Source organism: Paracoccus jeotgali, assembly GCF_002865605.1.
GTDB lineage: Bacteria > Pseudomonadota > Alphaproteobacteria > Rhodobacterales > Rhodobacteraceae > Paracoccus > Paracoccus jeotgali.
The window spans coordinates 2288840-2306005 of record NZ_CP025583.1; the positions used below are offsets into that span (position 1 = coordinate 2288840).

The 17166-nt window shown below is 67.9% G+C and carries 15 protein-coding genes; 9 read left to right on the forward strand and 6 right to left on the reverse strand.

What is annotated here, in order from left to right; genetic code table 11:
• Positions 1-29: 29 nt before the first annotated feature.
• The 3 genes from CYR75_RS11170 to CYR75_RS11180 are packed head-to-tail and all read right to left on the reverse strand — an operon-like array spanning position 30 to position 5332.
• Positions 30-3143, reverse strand: coding sequence for an efflux RND transporter permease subunit (locus tag CYR75_RS11170; protein ID WP_101500109.1), 3114 nt, complete (start codon positions 3141-3143; stop codon positions 30-32).
• The gene (locus CYR75_RS11175) at positions 3143-4264 is read right to left on the reverse strand and encodes an efflux RND transporter periplasmic adaptor subunit (protein ID WP_101500110.1); all 1122 of its coding nucleotides are present in this window, start codon (positions 4262-4264) and stop codon (positions 3143-3145) included. The genes CYR75_RS11170 and CYR75_RS11175 overlap by 1 nt, the downstream gene beginning before the upstream one ends.
• Positions 4265-5332, reverse strand: coding sequence for an efflux RND transporter periplasmic adaptor subunit (locus tag CYR75_RS11180; protein WP_225972699.1), 1068 nt, complete (start codon positions 5330-5332; stop codon positions 4265-4267). It abuts the gene before it with no gap.
• A 145-nt stretch (positions 5333-5477) separates the two neighbouring features.
• Here CYR75_RS11180 and arfB point away from each other — a divergent pair, with 145 nt between their 5' ends.
• From arfB to CYR75_RS11205, 5 genes are all read left to right on the forward strand, one after another.
• On the forward strand, positions 5478-5903 hold the full coding sequence (arfB, locus tag CYR75_RS11185; RefSeq protein ID WP_101500111.1) for an alternative ribosome rescue aminoacyl-tRNA hydrolase ArfB: 426 nt from the start codon (positions 5478-5480) through the stop codon (positions 5901-5903).
• On the forward strand, positions 5896-6393 hold the full coding sequence (locus CYR75_RS11190) for an NUDIX hydrolase (RefSeq protein WP_101500112.1): 498 nt from the start codon (positions 5896-5898) through the stop codon (positions 6391-6393). The genes arfB and CYR75_RS11190 overlap by 8 nt, the downstream gene beginning before the upstream one ends.
• A gap of 121 nt (positions 6394-6514) precedes the next feature.
• Positions 6515-7921 (forward strand): inorganic phosphate transporter, encoded by a 1407-nt coding sequence (locus CYR75_RS11195; RefSeq protein ID WP_101500113.1) that lies wholly within the window; start codon positions 6515-6517, stop codon positions 7919-7921.
• A 118-nt stretch (positions 7922-8039) separates the two neighbouring features.
• Positions 8040-8582, forward strand: a complete 543-nt coding sequence (locus tag CYR75_RS11200) for a L,D-transpeptidase family protein (RefSeq protein ID WP_101500114.1) — start codon at positions 8040-8042, stop codon at positions 8580-8582.
• Between the two features lie 115 nt (positions 8583-8697).
• Positions 8698-9876 (forward strand): acetate/propionate family kinase, encoded by a 1179-nt coding sequence (locus CYR75_RS11205; protein WP_101500115.1) that lies wholly within the window; start codon positions 8698-8700, stop codon positions 9874-9876.
• Positions 9877-9939: 63 nt separating this feature from the next.
• On the opposite strand, the gene dnaJ is transcribed toward CYR75_RS11205, so the two are convergent.
• From dnaJ to CYR75_RS11220, 3 genes are all read right to left on the reverse strand, one after another.
• The gene (dnaJ, locus tag CYR75_RS11210) at positions 9940-11106 is read right to left on the reverse strand and encodes a molecular chaperone DnaJ (RefSeq protein WP_101500116.1); all 1167 of its coding nucleotides are present in this window, start codon (positions 11104-11106) and stop codon (positions 9940-9942) included.
• 68 nt (positions 11107-11174) lie between these two features.
• The gene (gene dnaK / locus CYR75_RS11215) at positions 11175-13091 is read right to left on the reverse strand and encodes a molecular chaperone DnaK (RefSeq protein WP_101500117.1); all 1917 of its coding nucleotides are present in this window, start codon (positions 13089-13091) and stop codon (positions 11175-11177) included.
• 197 nt (positions 13092-13288) lie between these two features.
• Positions 13289-14182, reverse strand: a complete 894-nt coding sequence (locus tag CYR75_RS11220) for an ABC transporter permease (RefSeq protein ID WP_225972700.1) — start codon at positions 14180-14182, stop codon at positions 13289-13291.
• A gap of 73 nt (positions 14183-14255) precedes the next feature.
• On the opposite strand from CYR75_RS11220, the gene cysQ reads away from it, so the two are divergent.
• From cysQ to CYR75_RS11240, 4 genes are read left to right on the forward strand one after another with little or no spacing between them, the layout of a single operon-like run.
• The gene (cysQ, locus tag CYR75_RS11225; protein ID WP_101500118.1) at positions 14256-15059 is read left to right on the forward strand and encodes a 3'(2'),5'-bisphosphate nucleotidase CysQ; all 804 of its coding nucleotides are present in this window, start codon (positions 14256-14258) and stop codon (positions 15057-15059) included.
• A complete protein-coding gene (locus tag CYR75_RS11230; RefSeq protein ID WP_101500119.1) occupies positions 15059-15859 on the forward strand; it encodes a 3-deoxy-manno-octulosonate cytidylyltransferase in 801 nt (266 codons plus the stop codon). Before cysQ ends, CYR75_RS11230 begins: the two co-directional genes overlap by 1 nt.
• A 19-nt stretch (positions 15860-15878) precedes the next feature.
• Positions 15879-16958: a glycosyltransferase family 2 protein gene (locus CYR75_RS11235; protein ID WP_101500120.1), complete on the forward strand. Its 1080-nt coding sequence runs from the start codon at positions 15879-15881 to the stop codon at positions 16956-16958.
• Entirely contained in the window at positions 16859-17149 is a 291-nt protein-coding gene (locus CYR75_RS11240; protein WP_101500121.1) for a hypothetical protein, read from the forward strand. Before CYR75_RS11235 ends, CYR75_RS11240 begins: the two co-directional genes overlap by 100 nt.
• The last annotated feature ends 17 nt before the right edge of the window (positions 17150-17166 follow it).

Below are 17166 nucleotides of genomic sequence, written 5' to 3' on the forward strand. Positions count from 1 at the left end.
CATTCAAGGCGCGGCCCGCCGTTACCCGACTACGCGCCCTCGCCCGCCCTATCCGCCGCTGCCGGGCCTGCCATCCTGCCCGGCAGCGCATCCGTCCCAACCTCGGGCGGCTTCACGCCGAACACCGCGCAATACAGCGCCGGGACGAACAGCAGCGTAATCAGCGTGCCGGCGATGATCCCGCCCATCATCGCATAGGCCATCGGCCCCCAGAACACCTGCCGCGAGATCGGGATCAGCGCCAGCGAGGCCGCCGCCGCCGTCAGCAGGATCGGGCGGGCGCGGCTGTCCGAGGCCTCGTAGACCGCCGTCCAGCGGTCGCGGCCCTTGTCGATCAGCACCTGGATCTCGTGCACCAGGATGATCGAGTTGCGGATCAGGATGCCGACCAGCGCCAGAATCCCCAGAATCGCCACGAAGCCCATCGGCACGCCGAACCCGGCCAGCACGATGACCACCCCGATCAGCCCCAGCGGCGCGGCGGCAAAGACGATGGCCGACAGCCGAAAGCTCTGCATCTGGGCCATGATCAGGAAGGCCATGATCAGCAGCATCATCGGCACGACTTCGGCGATCGGCTCCTGGCTCTCGCCCGAGGTCTCGACCGTGCCGCCGACCTCGACCGAGACCGAGGCTGGCAGACCATCCGCGAACGCCGCGACCCGGTCGGCCAGCGCCGCGACCAGCGTCGCGGGCTGGTCGGCGGTGGCGATGGCGGCCTTGACCGTCACGGTAGGCAACCCGTTGCGCTGCATGATCAGCGGCTGCTCGGTCCCGTATTCGGCGGTCGCGATGCTGGCCAGCGGGATCGCCTGCCCCGAAGGCGTGGCGATCTGCAGGTTGCGCAGCGTATCCAGCGAACTGCGCTCGGCCGCATTGCCGCGGCTGACGATGTTGATGAGAAACTCGTCGTCGCGCAGCTGCGTCACGAAGCGGCCCGAGAACATTGCCGCCAGCGTGCCGGCGACGTCGGCGGAACTCAGCCCGACGCGGCGGGCCTGATCCTGGCTGACCTGCAGCCGGACCACGCGGGCCGGTTCGTTCCAGTCCAGCGCGATGTCGGTCAGGCGCGGCTCGGTCGCCAGCACCGCCGCCAGATCGCGCGCCGCATCCCGCGTCGCCTCCAGATCCGGGCCAGAGACACGATACTGCACCGGCTTTCCGACCGGCGGCCCGATCTCGAGGTTCTTGATGAACAGATCGACGCCGGGAAATTGGGTATCGGCCATCTCGTTCAGCCGCGCCTTGACGCGGTCGCGGGACGCCAGATCGGAGGTCTGGATAACGATCTGCCCCATATGCGGCCCCGGCGTCGGCACATCCATCGCCAGCACGAAGCGCGGCGCCCCGCGCCCGATATAGCTGGTCCAGAACGACACGTCGGGGTCTTGCGCCAGCGCCGCCTCGATCCGGTCCACGACATCGCTGGTGGCGTGGATCGAGGCATTGTGCCGCAGTTCCACATCGACCAGCACTTCGGTCCGGTCGGAGGTGGGGAAGAACTGCTGCTCGACAAAGCGCATCCCCCAGACCGAGACGCCGAAGGCCAGGAAGGTGACCGCGATGGTCACCCATTTGAACCGCATCGCCATCCGCAGCGCGGCGTGGAACCAGCGCCGCAGCCGCCCCGGCCCCTGATCGTGATGCTTCATCTGCTTGGGCAGGAACGTCACGCCCAGAAGCGGTGCGAACAGCACCGCCACCACCCAGCTGACCACCAGCGACACCGCGATGACCACGAACAGCGAAAACGTGAACTCGCCCGCTGCCGAGTTGTTCAGCCCGATGGGGATGAACCCCGCCACCGTGACCAGCGTCCCGGTCAGCATCGGAAAGGCGATCGAGGTCCAGGCATAAGAGGCCGCATCGGTCAGCGTCTCGCCGATTTCCAGCCGCGAGATCATCGTCTCGATGGCGATCATCGCGTCATCGACCAGCAGCCCCAGCGCGATGATCAGCGCCCCCAGCGAGATCCGTTGCAGGGTGATGCCCCAATATTCCAGAAAGACGAAGGTGATCGCCAGCACCAGCGGAATGGTCATCGTCACCACCAGCCCGGCCCGCAGACCAAGGCTGATGAAGCTGACGACCAGCACGATGGCCACCGCCTCGACCAGCGCCTGCACGAAATGACCGACCGCGTCGCGCACGACATGGGGCTGGTCGGCGATCTTGCTCATCTCGATCCCGATGGGCAGTTGGGCCGCCACCTGCGCCATCAGCGCGTCCACCTGCTCGCCGAATTCCAGGATATTGCCGCCGGATTTCATCCCGATCTGCAACCCGAGCGCAGGCTTGCCATTGGCGCGGAAGACGGTTGCAGGCGGATCGACATAGCCGCGCCGCACCGTCGCCACATCGCCCACATTGAAGAAGCGGTCGCCGACGCGCAGGTTCACGGCGGCAATCGCCTCGGCGCTGTCGAACTGGCCATCGACCCGCATCAGCACCCGTTCCGGCCCCGAGGTGATGACCCCCGAGGGCGCAATCGCGTTCTGCTGCGCCAGCGTCGCCAGCACCTGTTCGTGGTTGAGGCTCAGCGAGGCGAGGCGCGAGGCTGAGAACTCCAGATAGATTTCCTCGTCCTGCGCGCCCAGCAATTCGACCTTGCCCGACAGCGGCAGGGCGCGCACCAGATCGCCGATGTCATCGACGCGGTCGCGCAATTCGCGCGGGGTGAAGCCGTCGGCGGTGAAGGCGAAGATGTTGCCATACACGTCGCCGAAATTGTCGTTGAACTGAAAGCCCGCGAATTCCTGCGGAAACTCGGGGCGGATGTCCGACATCATGTCGCGGATGCGCTTCCACACCTCGGGGACGCGGCTGCCGCGCACGGTGGGATCAAGCTCGACATAGACCACCGTCTGCCCCGGCATAGTGACCGAGCGGGTGAAATCCAGCTCGTCCAGCTCTTCGAGCTTCTTCTCGATCCGCCGCGTCACCTGAGAGATGGTCTCGTCGATCGAGGCGCCGGGCAGCGCTGCGCCGATGACCATGACCTTGACGGTAAAGTTGGGGTCTTCCTCGCGCCCGAGGTTCAGATAGGACAGCGTTCCCGCCAGCATCGACACGATCAGCAGGAACCAGACAAAGCTGCGGTGCCGCAGCGCCCATTCGGACAGGTTGAAACCGCGTCGCTGCATCAGGGCGCCACCCTTTCCCCGACCTGCTGGCCGTCATTCAATGAGTTCACGCCCCGGATCACGACCTCTTCGCCGGGATCGAGCCCCTCCGCGATCACGACGCTGCTGTCGTCGGTCGCCTCTCGCAGCGTCACGTCGCGGGCATGGACGGTCGCGGTGCCGTCGGCGTCGCGGGTGACGACCCAGACCATCGGCGCCTCGGCCGGGCCGGTGATGGCATCGCGGGGCAGGGTCAGCACGGTGTTGGGCAGATCGCCCCGCTGCGCCCGGATCAGCGCGCCCAGCCGGAAATTCTGCGGCGAATCCATGGCGATATGGACCCGCCTTGTGCGGGTGGCGGTATCGGCCAGGGCCTCGATCCGCGTCACCCGGCCGCTGCTCCGGATGGACGGATCGGATTCCAGCCACATCTCGGCCGGGGTGCCAACGGGGGTCGAGGACAGCACCGCCTCGGGCAGGTCGATGACCGCCTCTCGCGTTTCGACATCGGACAGGGTGACGATGGGGGTGCCGGCGTTGACCACGGCGCCGGGCGATTCGAAGACGGCCGAGACCACCCCGTCAAAGGGCGCGAGCAGCCGGGCGAAGCCCTCGGCATCCTCGGCGCGGGCCTTTTCGGACAGCGCCTGCTGCAGGCCTGCCTCGGCCGATTTCAGCCCGCGTTCCGCCTGTTCCAGTTGCGCCTTGGTGGCCACGTTGCGCCGCGCCAGATCGCGGGTGCGCTCGGCCGTGGCCTCTGCCGTTTCCAGCGTCACCCGGGCCGAGGCCACGGCCGAACGCGCGGCCCGGACATTGTCCTGCAGATCGTCCGGGGCCAGTTCGGCCAGCAGATCGCCGGTCTCGACATGATCGCCGATATCGACGGGACGCGAGGACAGCCGCCCCAGCGTCTGAAAGCCGATCTGCACCTCGGTCCCGGCCACGACGACCCCGGCAAAGCTGCGCCGGGCCGAGGGCAGATCCTCGACCAGCATCGACACCACCGGACGCGGCGCGGCCGGCGGCGGCGGCTCCGCTGTCCGCTGCCCCAGCCAGCCCATCGCGGCCAGCGGCGCGGCGGTCAGCGTCAGCAGCAGCGCGACAAGCGGCAGGGCGCGGAAAAAATCAGCTGCGGCCCGCATCTATTCGCCCCCCACGGGGATCACGTCGCGGCCCTCGAACAGTTTTTGCGACCCCAGACCGACGACGATCTCACCCGCCGAGACGCCTTCGGAGAGCAGCAGGTTTTCGTCGTCGAACCGCTCGATCCGCACCGGGCGCAGATGCACCCGCCCGTCCTCGACCACCCAGACGGCGGGCGAGCCGCCGCCCGAGCTTAGCGCCGTCCACGGGATCTCGACCGCCTCGCCGGTGCTCAGGGTCACGCGGCCGCGCACCGCCGCGCCCAGCAGGCTGGTATCGCGCGGCGCGTCATTGACCAGCGCCCGCAACCGCACCGAGCCGGTGACCGGGTCGATCATGGGCGAGATTTCGGTGACATGGCCGCGCATTGGTGGGGCGTCGACCTCGATGGTGGACAGGGCGACCTCTTTGCCCATCGCTCCATGCAGCGCCTGCATGTCGGCGGCCATGAACACCGCCTCGATCCCCGAGGCAGAGGCCAGCGACAGCACCGTCTGCGCCGGGCCCACGACCTGCCCCGGCTCGCCCCGCCGATCCGTCACGACGCCGGTGAAGGGCGCCCGCAATTCGGTATCCGAGACCGAACGGCGGGCCTGATCGAGCACGCTTTCCGCTTGTTCCCGCTGGGTTTCGGCGGCGCTGAGCTGCTGGCGCGCCTCGTCGCGGGCGGCGCGGGTGCCGACGCCGCGTTCCAGCAGCGCCTCGGCCCGTTCGGCGGCCTGCCGGGCCTGATCTTCGGCCGCGCGCGCCGCCGACAGCGCCGCCGTGGCCGCATTCAGCGCTTGTTCAAGCTGCAACGGGTCGATCCGCGCCAGCACATCGCCCTCGGCAAAGCGGTCGCCCTCGTTCACGTTAACCTCGATGATCCGCCCGCCTTGGCGAAAGCCCAGCTCGACGCTGTCCAGCGCCTCGAGCGTGCCGGTCAGTTCGATGTCGATCTCGGTCGCGCGCGGGGCCACGGTGATGAACTCGACCCGCAGGGGCTCATCCGCAAGCGCGGGCAGCACGCCCGCAAGCCCAAGGCCAACAGCGACGGCCGCGATCGCGCCGCGTTTCAGAACTGCCACTGACACATCAGCCTCCGTTGCTGGGGGCGAGATTTGCCCGAAAACGCGGCGGTTGAAAAGGCCCGGGCGGCGGTGACCCGGCGCAAGCCTTCCGCTCGCAGGGATTTGTCCCTAGATTCGGTGGAAGCCTGCACGGGACCGTCACATGTTGCGCATCAACGACCAGATCAGCATTGAGGAATGGGAGCTGGTGGAAAGCTTCACCCGCTCGCAAGGGCCGGGCGGGCAGAATGTGAACACGGTCGAAACCGCCGTCGAGCTGCGCTTCGAGGCCGAGCGTTCGCCCAACCTGCCAGAGCCGGTCAAGCGCCGGCTGCGGCGGCTGGCCGGGCGGCGCTGGACGCAGGACGGGGCGGTGGTGATCCTTGCGCAGGAAACCCGCAGCCAGGCCCGCAACCGCGAACTGGCCCGGCAGCGGCTGGCCGAGCTGATCCACAACGCCACGCTGACGCCGAAACGCCGGGTGCCGACGCGCCCGACGCTGGGCAGCCAGCGGCGGCGGCTGAAGGCCAAGGCGGTGCGGGGCGAGGTCAAGGCGCTGCGCGGCAAGGTCGAAGGCGCGGATGACTGACCCGTTGACCGACCGCCTGCGCGGGTGGCTCGGGACGCTTCTGGGCCGCCGCCCGTCGGGGCTGCAGGTGGGTGCGCTGTGCGTCGATGCGCTGACCGGCCATGTGCTGCTGGTGACGACGCGGCGGACCGGCAGCTGGACCATCCCGCGCGGCTGGCCGATGTCGGGCCGCAGCATGGCCGGCGCCGCCCAACAAGAGGCGCTCGAGGAAGCCGGCGCGCGGGGCGAGATCGCCGAGGCCGCGATGGGGCGTTATCGCTACAAAAAGAAGCTGGGCGCCGGACTGACGCAGCCGGTGATCGTGCAGGTGCATCTGATGCAGGTGACGACGCTCGAACGCAAATACCGCGAGCGCGGCCAGCGCCAGCGCGCCTGGCTCACGCCCGAAGAGGCCGCAGACCGCGTAGCCCCACCGGGCCTGAAGGCGCTGATCTGCGGCCTGGCACCTGCGCAAGAGGGCACGCCCCTGCCCTGTGCCCGCAAGCGCTGACGCGGCGCCCTGAAAGGCTGCGTCTGCCGCTTCGCCACGCCAGCTTGCGCGTGCCTCACCCCTGTCCCGCCGTCTGCGCCCGCTGCTTGCCACGGCGCATCATTGGCGTATCGTCGCGCCAATGCCAGACCGCCGCGACTTCCGTATCCTCGAGACCGACCTCGACCGCATCGGCCAGACCGAGAGCGCAGGCCGCCGCGCCACGCGTCCAATCCGGCGGCTGATCTTGCCGCTGATGCTGGCGCTGCTCGCGGTCATGCTCTCACCCCTGGCCGGGATCGCGACCGCGCCGCAGGTGGCGCTGATCGTGGGGCTGGCGGCGACGGTCTATCTGGGCGTGGCTTTGGGGGCGAGCGAGGTGGCGAACAGCCTTGGGCCGCCGGTCGCCGCCAATGCGCTGACGATGACGTTGGGGCTGGCGCTGGTCGCGGTGGCCCAGCTTGCCGGGGCGGTGCTGGCGGGCGGGCAGGTGACGCAGACCGTCTCCTCCGGGCTTGTCGAGTTCGCCCCGGACGGCGCAACCGTCCGGATCATGGCCGCCGCGCTGATCGGTGCCGCGCTGTGGGTGACGCTGGTTCACTGGGCGCGGGCGCCGGTGTCGACCTTGCAAAGCATCGTTGGCGCCGTCCTCGGCGCGGGGCTGGTGGGGCTGGGTCCGGCGGCGATCCACTGGCCGATGCTGCTTCGGATCGTTGCGGCCTGGCTTGCCGCCCCCCTTCTGACGGCTTTGCTGGCGACGCTGCTGCTGGCGCTGCTGCGCGGGCGGGTGCACTTCGCGGCAGATCGCAGTAGCGCAGCGCGGGTCTGGCTGCCGCTGGTGGTGGGCGTGACGCTGGCGGCGCTGGTAGCGTATCTGTCGATGCTGCACGCGATGCCGCGAGATCTCTGGCTCCGGCTGGCGATGACTGCCGCCGCTGGCCTCGCAGGCTTTGTGATCACGGCCCGCCAGCTTGACCGCCAAATCGCGGCCAAGGGTGGCTCGGTCGGGCTGAAAAAGCTGCTGGGGGGTCCGCTGGCGGGGGTTGCGCTGCTGTCGGGTTTTGCGCAGGGCGCGACCGAGGTGGCGGTTATCGCGGGGCCGCTGACAGGCTTAATGACCTCGGTTGAACCGCTGACATGGCCGCTCTGGGCCTTGCTTCTCGCGGCGCTGGCCGTGGCGGTGGGGGTGCTGCTGCCGGGGCGGCGGATGGTCCGCATGGTCGGGCGCAGCGCGCGGCGGCTCAACCCGCTGCGGGCGTTTTGCGCCTTGCTGGCGGCCTCTGTGACGGCGCTCGGCTTCGCCGCGCTCGGCCTGCCGGTTTCGCTTTCAGGTTGTGTCGTCGGCGGCCTCTTCGGCATCGGCATCTACCGCGCTCAAGAGGACCGCCGCCGCAAACACCGCGAGCCCCTGCCGCCCGAGGAACAGGCCCGACGCCGCGCCCTCCGCCGCAGCCATCTGTTTACGCTGCTGGGCGCATGGGCGGTGACGCTGCTCGGTGCCGGGCTGTTCGCGGCGCTCGCTTGGCTCGCCCTGCGGCTGGTCGGCTGACCTGTTTACCACTGCTTTACCAAGAGCTTGAATCGCGCGCTTTGAGTCTGGCCCGGTTCTGCAACCCATGGTAGCTTCAATTCAAATCCAGCGCGGAAAACAGCGTGATGAGGCAGTGATGATTCGAACAGTACGGGCATTGCTTGCCCTTGGACTATTGCTATTCGTGACGGCCTGCGGCGGCGGCGACAGCTTGCCCGGCGGCCCTACCCCGCCCCGCTTCCTGTCCTATGACGGCCCGCCGGTGACGCAGATCGTGGTCAACAAATCCGACCGCAAGATGTTCCTGCTGTCCGGCACCACCATCCTCAAGACCTACAAGGTCGGCCTCGGCAACCAGCCGCTCGGGCCCAAGCAGTTTGAAGGCGATGGCAAGACGCCCGAGGGCATCTATTTCATCGACCGCTTCAACCCGCGCAGCGCCTATCACCTGTCGGTCGGGGTGAACTATCCCAGCGTGCAGGACACGGCGCGGGCGCTGTCGGTCGGGCTGCGGCCGGGCGGCGACATCTTCATCCACGGGCGCGGCCGCGACGGCGCGCTGGCGCGGGCGAACAAGGTCGATGACTGGACCGCCGGCTGCATCGCGGTCGAGGATCACGAGGTCGAAGAGATCTTTGCCATGGTCAAGACCGGCGTGCCGATCGTCATCAACCCCTGATCACGGCGGCACCCCGGCCGCTGATGACCTGAGCACCTGCACAAGGGCCGGCCCTCGCGGCTGGCTCTTGCACGCGGGCGGCGATCCGTCATGGTGCCCAAAAAGGAGCCGCCAGATGAGCGATGAGATTCTTGTCATCAATGCCGGGTCGTCCTCGCTGAAGTTCTCGATCTTTGTCGACGCCGATGACACGCCCGAGGTCAGCGGAAATATCGACGGCATCGGTCAGCACCAGCCGGCGCGGATCGTGCTGAAGGACGCCGCAGGCGCGCGGCTGCCGACCCATGGCAAGGGCGAGGTCGCCGATCACGGGCAGGCGCTGCTGGTCGCCATCGACGCCATGGCCGCGCATTATCCCGACCACAGCGTCAAGGCGGTGGGGCATCGGATCGTCCATGGCGGCGCCGATCTGGCCGAGCCGACGGTGATCGACGCGCCCGTGCTGGCGGTGCTCGAGTCGCTGGTGCCGCTGGTGCCGCTGCATCAGCCGCATTGCCTGAACGGGGTCCGCGCGGCGCAGGCGGCGTTTCCGGATGCGATGCAGGTGGCTTGTTTCGACACCGCCTTTCACCGCACCATGCCCGAGATCAACCAGCTCTGCCCGATCCCGCGGCGCTTCTTTGACGAGGGTGTGCGGCGGTACGGGTTCCACGGCCTCAGCTATGACTACATCGCCTCGGCCCTGCGGCGGGATCATCCGGCGCTGGCGGCGGGCCGGGTGGTGGTGGCGCATCTGGGCAATGGCGCGTCGCTGTGCGGGATGCGGAATGGCCGTTCGGTGGCGACGACGATGGGGTTTTCGGCGCTGGACGGGCTGATCATGGGCACGCGCAGCGGGCATCTGGACCCCGGCGTGCTGCTGCATCTGCTGGATCGCGGCATGGATGCGGCCGAGCTGTCGCAGATGTTGTACCACCGCTCGGGCCTGCTGGGGATTTCCGAGATTTCCAATGACATGCGCGTGTTGCTGGAGAGTGACGATCCCCGCGCGGCTCAGGCGGTCGAGGTCTTTGCCGCCAGCCTGACCGCGCATATCGCGGCCATGGCGGCGCGGTTGGGCGGGATCGACGCGCTGATCTTTACCGCCGGCATCGGCGAGAACGCGGCGCCCATCCGCGCGCGCGTCTGCGAGGGGCTGGCCTGGCTGGGGCTGGACCTTGACGCCGCCGCGAATGACAGCGGGCAGGAACGCATTTCGACGGCGGACTCGCCTCTCGCCGCGCTGGTCATTCCGACCCGAGAGGATCTGCCGATCCTGCACGCGGTACGCGCGCAGCTTGCCGCCCGCGGCTAGGGCAGATGCGACAGCGCCCGCCCCTTTCGGGTGCGGGCGTCGGGGTCGTCGCAAAGGCGCCGGTCAGGTGCCGGTCATGTCGTCCCAGAAGTTGCGAACCTTGTCAAAGAAGCCGGTCGATTGCGGCGAGTTGTCGGCCTGGATCTCGTCGAACTCGCGCAGCAATTCGCGCTGTCTTGCGGTCAGGTTGACCGGCGTTTCCACGACCAGCTCGATCATCATGTCGCCCGGCTCGTCATTGGCGCGCGGCCCGTGGCGCAGGGGGGGCATGCCCTTGCCGCGCAGCCGCATCTGGCGGCCGGTCTGGCTGCCCGCCGGCACCCGCACGCGCGAGCGCCCGCCGTCGATGGTCGGCACCTCGACCTCGCCGCCAAGCGCGGCGGTGGTCATGCCGACCGGCACCTGACAGGCCAGCGTGCGGCCGTCGCGCAGGAAGATCTCGTGCTCTTTGACCGAGACGAAGATATACAGATCGCCCGACGGGCCGCCGCGCAGCCCGGCCTCGCCCTCGCCGGCAAGGCGGATGCGGGTGCCGGTCTCGACGCCGGCGGGGATGCTGACCTGCAAGGCGCGCTTCTGCTCGACCCGGCCCTGACCGTGACAGGCCTGGCAGGGGTTCTTGATCATCTGGCCCTGACCGTTGCAGGTCGGGCAGGTCCGTTCGACGGTGAAGAAGCCTTGGGTCGCGCGGACCTTGCCCATGCCGGAACAGGTCGGGCAGGTGACAGGCTCGACCGCGCCCTCGGCGCCGGTGCCGTTGCATTCGGCGCAGGCGACCGAGCCGGGGATGTTGATGGTCTTCTGCGCGCCCTCGAACGCCTCTTCCAGCGTGACCGAGAGGTTATAGCGCAGGTCTTGCCCCCGGCTGGGCCGGTTGCGGCCGCCGCCAGAGGCGCGTCCGCCGAACTCGCCGAACAGATCCTCGAAAATGTCGGCGAAGGCCGAGCCGAAATCGCCCTGCCCGCCGCCGCCGCGGCCAAAGCCGCCGAAACCGCCGCCGCCACCTTCGAAGGCGGCATGGCCAAAGCGGTCATAGGCCGCCTTTTTCTGCGAATCCTTCAGGCAGTCATAGGCCTCGTTCACTTCCTTGAAGCGTGCCTCGGACTCCGGGTCCGACCCGTTGCGGTCGGGATGCAGCTCTTTCGCCTTGCGGCGATAGGCCTTCTTGATTTCGTCGCCATCCGCGCCCCTGCTGACGCCAAGCGTTTCGTAATAGCAGCGTTTTGCCATTCCGTGCCCCTTGCACAAAGGCCGGCCCGGTTATCTGTGTCCGGGCCGGCCTTGCTGTTTACCTGCGCTTACTTGCGCTTGTCTTGGTCGAGATCCTCGAAATCGGCGTCGACGATGTCGTCATCGGCCGCACGCGGACCGTCCTGAGCCTCGGCCGCGCCATCGCCCTCTTCGGACTGCTGCGCCTTGTAGATGGCCTCGCCCAGCTTCATCGACGCATCCATGACGTTCTGGATGCCGCCCTTGATCTTGCCGACATCTTCCGACTTCAGCGCCTCTTCCAGCGCGCCGATGGCCAGTTCGATCGCCTCGACGGTCGAGCCGTCGACCTTGTCGCCATGCTCTTCCAGCGATTTGCGGGTCGAGTGGATCAGGCTTTCGGCCTGGTTGCGCACCTCGACCAGCTCGCGGCGGGTCTTGTCGGCCTCGGCGTTGGTTTCGGCGTCCTTCACCATCTGCTGGATTTCCTCGTCGGTCAGACCGCCCGACGCCTGGATGGTGATGTTCTGTTCCTTGCCGGTGCCCTTGTCCTTGGCGTTGACCGAGACGATGCCGTTGGCGTCGATGTCAAAGGTGACCTCGATCTGCGGCAGGCCGCGGGGCGCGGGGGGAATATCCTCGAGGTTGAACTGACCGAGCAGCTTGTTGTCGGTCGCCATCTCGCGCTCGCCCTGGAAGACCCGGATCGTCACCGCGTTCTGGTTGTCCTCGGCGGTCGAGAAGATCTGCGACTTCTTGGTCGGGATCGTCGTGTTGCGGTCGATCAGACGGGTGAACACGCCGCCCAGCGTCTCGATCCCCAGCGACAGCGGCGTCACGTCCAGCAGCACCACGTCCTTGACGTCGCCCTGCAGCACGCCGGCCTGAATCGCCGCGCCAAGCGCCACGACCTCGTCCGGGTTCACGCCCTTGTGGGGTTCCTTGCCGAAGAAGCCCGAGACCTCTTCGATGACCTTGGGCATGCGGGTCATGCCGCCGACCAGCACCACCTCGTCGATGTCGCTCTTGGACAGGCCCGCATCCTTCAGCGCCGCCTTGACCGGGTCCATGGTCTTCTTGATCAGGTCACCGACCAGGCTTTCCAACTTGGCGCGGGTCAGCTTGACGACCATGTGCAGCGGGGTGCCGCTGTTCTTGTCCATCGAGATGAACGGCTGGTTGATCTCGGTCTGGGTGCTCGAGGACAGTTCGATCTTGGCCTTTTCAGCAGCTTCCTTGAGGCGCTGAAGGGCCATCTTGTCCTTGGTCAGATCGACGCCGTGTTCCTTTTTGAACTCGTCGGCGAGGTAGTTGACGATCCGCATGTCGAAATCCTCACCCCCGAGGAAGGTATCCCCGTTGGTCGATTTCACCTCGAACAGGCCGTCGTCGATTTCCAGAATGGTGATGTCGAAGGTCCCGCCGCCAAGGTCATAGACGGCAATCGTCTTCGATTCCTTCTTGTCCAGACCATAGGCGAGCGCCGCCGCGGTCGGTTCGTTGATGATCCGCAGCACCTCGAGGCCGGCGATCTTGCCCGCATCCTTGGTCGCCTGACGCTGTGCGTCGTTGAAGTAGGCCGGAACCGTGATCACCGCCTGGGTGACGGTTTCGCCCAGATAGGACTCGGCGGTTTCCTTCATCTTGCCAAGGATCATCGCGCTGATCTGCGCGGGCGAGAATTTCTCATCCCGAACCTTGACCCAGGCATCGCCATTGCCGCCATCGACAATGTCATAGGGAACCAGCTTGCGGTCCTTTTCGACCGCCGGATCGTCGACACGGCGCCCGACCAGGCGCTTGACGGCAAAGACGGTGTTGCTGGGGTTGGTGACCGCCTGACGCTTGGCCGACTGGCCGACCAGACGCTCGCTTTCCGTGAAGCCCACGATCGAGGGCGTGGTGCGCGTGCCCTCGCTGTTTTCGATGACCTTGGGCTGGCTGCCGTCCATGATGGCGACAACGCTGTTGGTGGTTCCCAGGTCGATCCCGATGACTTTTGACATGTTTAACCTCTCTTGCGGCGATTTCAGCGGCCCGCGGGTCCGGCGCGCGGCCCCCGAAGACCTTATCCCTATTGTCTGACATGCCGGCCCCACGACCGGCTTCGTTGGGCTATATAGGAAGGGGCTTTTGACCCTGCAAGAAGCGCCGTGACCCAGGGCGCGGGCAAATTCGCCCGCAAAATGCCGCAGCCCCCAGCCTAACGGCCCGCCGACCAGCTGAGCGAGACCTTGTTGCGGGTGACGAAATCGCCCATCAGCCCGATCATCGCCAGCGCCAGCGAGACATAGATAGGATACATCAGGTTCGAATTGTGCGGCGAGTAATTCAGAAAGGCATAGCCGCGGGTCTGGTCGATGATGTGGAACAGCGGGTTCCAGTCGAACATCTGCAGCATGAAGCCGGGCAGCGTATTGGCCACGAACATCTTGCCCGAGGTGAACATGTTCATGCGCCGGTAAAGCTGGCTGATGATCCCGATGGCGCGGGGCGACCAGGGCCTTAACGCGCGAAACACTATGCCCACGCAACAGCCGCTGAACCAGGCGAGGATCAGCATCCCCAGACAGGCATAGGGCCGGTCGATGACGACAGGCTCGATGAAGGTGTGGACCAGCAAGAGCAGCACGATCGACGCGATGACCTGCTGATACAGTGCCGCCAGCGCCGAGGCGGCAATCGCAATCGCCGGGTTCATCGGTGTGTGCTTCATCAGGGCCGATGTCGGACCCTCGGCCCCCATCACCGCCCCCACCGCCTGCAGATGGGTCATGAACATGAAGATGCCGGTCATGATATAGACGATGAAATTGCCGCCCAGCGGCGATCGTCTCACCCCCAGCACCAGATAGAGCACCATGAAGACGCCGACCATGACGATCGACCGCATCATCGTCATCAGCAGGCTGGCGATGGGGCTGCGTTCGCCCTTGCGCAGCTTGTAGACGGTCATGTGATAGATCAGCGCGACCGTCGTGGCGGCGGCCTGAAACAGATTGTCCGTTCTGCGCTGCTGGAACACCTCGACCCCCGGTCTGCCGCGAAAGGTGGCGGCCAAGCCCGCGCGCTTGCCCTGAACCCACCGCCGGATCATAAGGGGCGAAACGGGCTCGCACAATCGCAGTCGGTGCTCGTGGTGAAGGATGCGTAAACAGGCGGAGGCCAGCATGGATTTCGACAGGCTTACCCGGGTGATGCGGCAACTGGCGCTGCAGGCGGGCGACAGGATCATGGAGGTCTATGCCGCCGAGGATTTCGAGGTCCGCGCCAAATCCGACGCCTCGCCCGTGACCGAGGCCGACGAGGCCGCCGACGCGCTGATCGCGGCCGGGCTGCGGGCCGCGTTCCCCGACATCCCGCTGGTGACCGAGGAACAGGCCGACAGCCACGGCCAGAAGGTCAGCACCTTCCTGATCGTCGATCCGCTGGACGGCACCAAGGAATTCGTGCAGCGGCGCGGCGATTTCACCGTCAACATCGCCTATGTCCGCGATGGCGTGCCGCTGCGGGGCGTGGTCTTTGCCCCGGCGCGCAAGCGGCTGTTCTATACCCTGCCCGATGGTCGTTCGGTCGAGGAAACCGGGCCGTTCGGCGACACCCCCGGCCCGACCCAGCCCATCGGCGTCAACCCGGTGCCGGACAATCGCGGACTGATGATCGTCGCGTCGAAATCGCACCGGGACGCTGCGACCGACGCCTATATCTCGCGCTACAAGGCGCGCGACATGACCTCGGCCGGGTCGTCGCTGAAGTTCTGCCTGGTCGCGACGGGCGAGGCGGATCTCTATCCGCGCCTCGGCCGGACGATGGAATGGGACACGGCGGCGGGCGATGCGGTGCTGCGCGGCGCAGGCGGCGAGATGGTGCGTTTCGACGACCACCGCCCGCTGGAATACGGCAAGCCGGGCTTTGAAAACCCGTTCTTCATCGCCTATGCGCCCGGCGTGTTGCTGATCCGGGGCGACGAATAATGTCCGTCGTCATCGTCATTCCGGCGCGTTTCGCCTCGACCCGCTATCCGGGCAAGCCTCTGGCCATGCTGCGCGGCGCGGGCGGCGAAAGCCTCTCGCTGATCGAGCGCAGTTGGCGCGCGGCCAAGTCAGTTGGTGGCATCGACCGGGTGATCGTCGCCACCGATGACGACCGCATCCGCGACGCCGCGACCGGCTTCGGGGCCGAGGTCGCGATGACCTCGACCAGCTGCCGCAACGGCACCGAGCGCTGCGCCGAGGCCGTCGCCAATCTGGGCCTCTCGCCCGAGATCGTGGTCAACCTGCAGGGCGACGCCCCCCTGACCCCGTCCTGGTTCATCGAGGAACTGGTCGCCGGTCTGCGCGCCGATCCGCAGGCGGGGCTGGCGACGCCGGTGCTGCAATGCTCGGGCCGGATGCGCGCCGATCTGCTGGCGGACCGCGCCGCCGGGCGCGTGGGCGGGACGACCGTGGTCTTTGGGGCGCAGATGCAGGGGCTCTATTTCACCAAAGAGGTCATCCCCTTTACCGGCCGCGACTATCCCGCCGATGCGCCGACCCCGGTCTTTCACCATGTCGGCGTCTATGCCTATCGGCCGCAGGCGCTGGCCGCCTATCCACACTGGCCCGAGGGCAGGTTGGAAACCCTCGAGGGGCTGGAACAGCTGCGCTTCCTTGAGAACGGCCACCGCATCCTCTGCGTCGAGGTCGAGGCCCGCGGCCGCCAGTTCTGGGAGCTGAACAACCCCGAGGACATCCCCCGTATCGAGGCCATGCTGGCCGAGATGGGCGAGGCGTGAGGGCGCAGGTTCTGCCCCCATGACCCGCCCTGCCGATGCCGCGCGCCCCTTCATCACCGCCGCGCCGCCGCTGGATGCCGCAGCCGATCTGCCGGTCAGTGTCATCGTCGCCTCTCGCGGGCGGCCGGTGCATCTGCGCCGCTGCCTGACCAGCCTGACATGGCAGGACCACCCGGCGTTCGAGGTGATCCTTGTCTCCGACACCGAGGGGCTGGCCCAATGCCCCGACCTGCCGCTGAAGCGGATCGCCTGCGACACGCCCAATATCGGGCAGGCCCGCAATCTGGGGCTGGCGACGGCGGCGGGGCGGATCGTGGCCTTCATCGACGATGATGCGCTGGCCGAGCCGGGCTGGCTGTCGGCGCTGTGCAGCGGCTTCGCCGACCCGCGTTGCCTGTCGGCGGCGGGCTGGACGCGCGACCGGGACGGGTTTCGCTGGCAGGCGCGCTGCCAGATCATCGACGCGCGCGGCCTGCCCCGCGATCTGCCCGACCCGCCGGACGCGCCCCGCCTGATGCGGGCGCAGCCGGGCGAGGCGATCAGCACGCTGGGCACCAACTGCGCCTTTCGCGCCGAAGCGCTGCGCCAGATCGGCGGCTTCGATCCGGTCTTCAGCTATCATCTGGACGAATCGGACGTGAACCTGCGGCTGGCTGTGGCCTTTCCCGACGCGCTGACGGCGGTGGTGCCGCAGGCGCAGGTCATCCATGCCCGCGCCGGCAGCGCGCTGCGCAATGCGGCGGCGGTGCCGGTCGATCTGGGCGTGCAGGGCCGCTCGTCCGCCATCTTCGCGCGGCGGCAGGCTGGCGAAGTGCCGGCAGAGGCGATCCTGTCCCGCCACCGCCGCCAGCTTTTGCGGCACATGGCCGAGGGTCGGCTCGACCCGTTCCACCTGCCCCGCATCCTGAAAACCTTGCGCGCGGGTCTCGACAGCGGCAGCGCGGACCCGCTGCCCCCGCCCCCTCGCCGCGCAGGGATCACCCGCCGCCCTTCCAGCCGATGCCGCGTCTGGCCCGGCCGGGGCCGGTTCTGGGCGGCTGGCACTGGCAGCGCCGCGCGCTGCGCCAGCAGGCGGCGCGGCTGGCTGCGGACGGGCTGATCGCCACCCTGATCCTGCTGACGCCCAGCTTTCTGCCGCACAGACTGCGGCTGACCGAGGGCGGCTGGTTCGAACAGACCGGCGGCCTCTGGGGCCCCTCGTGCCCCGGCGACTCCTTGCCCGCCCGCTGGCGGCTGGCCGATCGGCTGCGGCGCGAGGCGCAGATGGCACAGTTGCGGCGCGGCGGCTGACACGCAGTTTCAAATGC

Bases quoted from the DNA above. Each gene is read 5' to 3' on its own strand.
- CYR75_RS11170 (WP_101500109.1), bottom strand. From the start codon at position 3,143: ATGCAGCGACGCGGTTTCAACCTGTCCGAATGGGCGCTGCGGCACCGC.
- CYR75_RS11175 (WP_101500110.1), bottom strand. From the start codon at position 4,264: ATGCGGGCCGCAGCTGATTTTTTCCGCGCCCTGCCGCTTGTCGCGCTG.
- arfB (WP_101500111.1), top strand. From the start codon at position 5,478: ATGTTGCGCATCAACGACCAGATCAGCATTGAGGAATGGGAGCTGGTG.
- CYR75_RS11190 (WP_101500112.1), top strand. From the start codon at position 5,896: ATGACTGACCCGTTGACCGACCGCCTGCGCGGGTGGCTCGGGACGCTT.
- CYR75_RS11195 (WP_101500113.1), top strand. From the start codon at position 6,515: ATGCCAGACCGCCGCGACTTCCGTATCCTCGAGACCGACCTCGACCGC.
- CYR75_RS11200 (WP_101500114.1), top strand. From the start codon at position 8,040: ATGATTCGAACAGTACGGGCATTGCTTGCCCTTGGACTATTGCTATTC.
- CYR75_RS11205 (WP_101500115.1), top strand. From the start codon at position 8,698: ATGAGCGATGAGATTCTTGTCATCAATGCCGGGTCGTCCTCGCTGAAG.
- dnaJ (WP_101500116.1), bottom strand. From the start codon at position 11,106: ATGGCAAAACGCTGCTATTACGAAACGCTTGGCGTCAGCAGGGGCGCG.
- dnaK (WP_101500117.1), bottom strand. From the start codon at position 13,091: ATGTCAAAAGTCATCGGGATCGACCTGGGAACCACCAACAGCGTTGTC.
- CYR75_RS11220 (WP_225972700.1), bottom strand. From the start codon at position 14,182: ATGATCCGGCGGTGGGTTCAGGGCAAGCGCGCGGGCTTGGCCGCCACC.
- cysQ (WP_101500118.1), top strand. From the start codon at position 14,256: ATGGATTTCGACAGGCTTACCCGGGTGATGCGGCAACTGGCGCTGCAG.
- CYR75_RS11230 (WP_101500119.1), top strand. From the start codon at position 15,059: ATGTCCGTCGTCATCGTCATTCCGGCGCGTTTCGCCTCGACCCGCTAT.
- CYR75_RS11235 (WP_101500120.1), top strand. From the start codon at position 15,879: ATGACCCGCCCTGCCGATGCCGCGCGCCCCTTCATCACCGCCGCGCCG.
- CYR75_RS11240 (WP_101500121.1), top strand. From the start codon at position 16,859: ATGCCGCGTCTGGCCCGGCCGGGGCCGGTTCTGGGCGGCTGGCACTGG.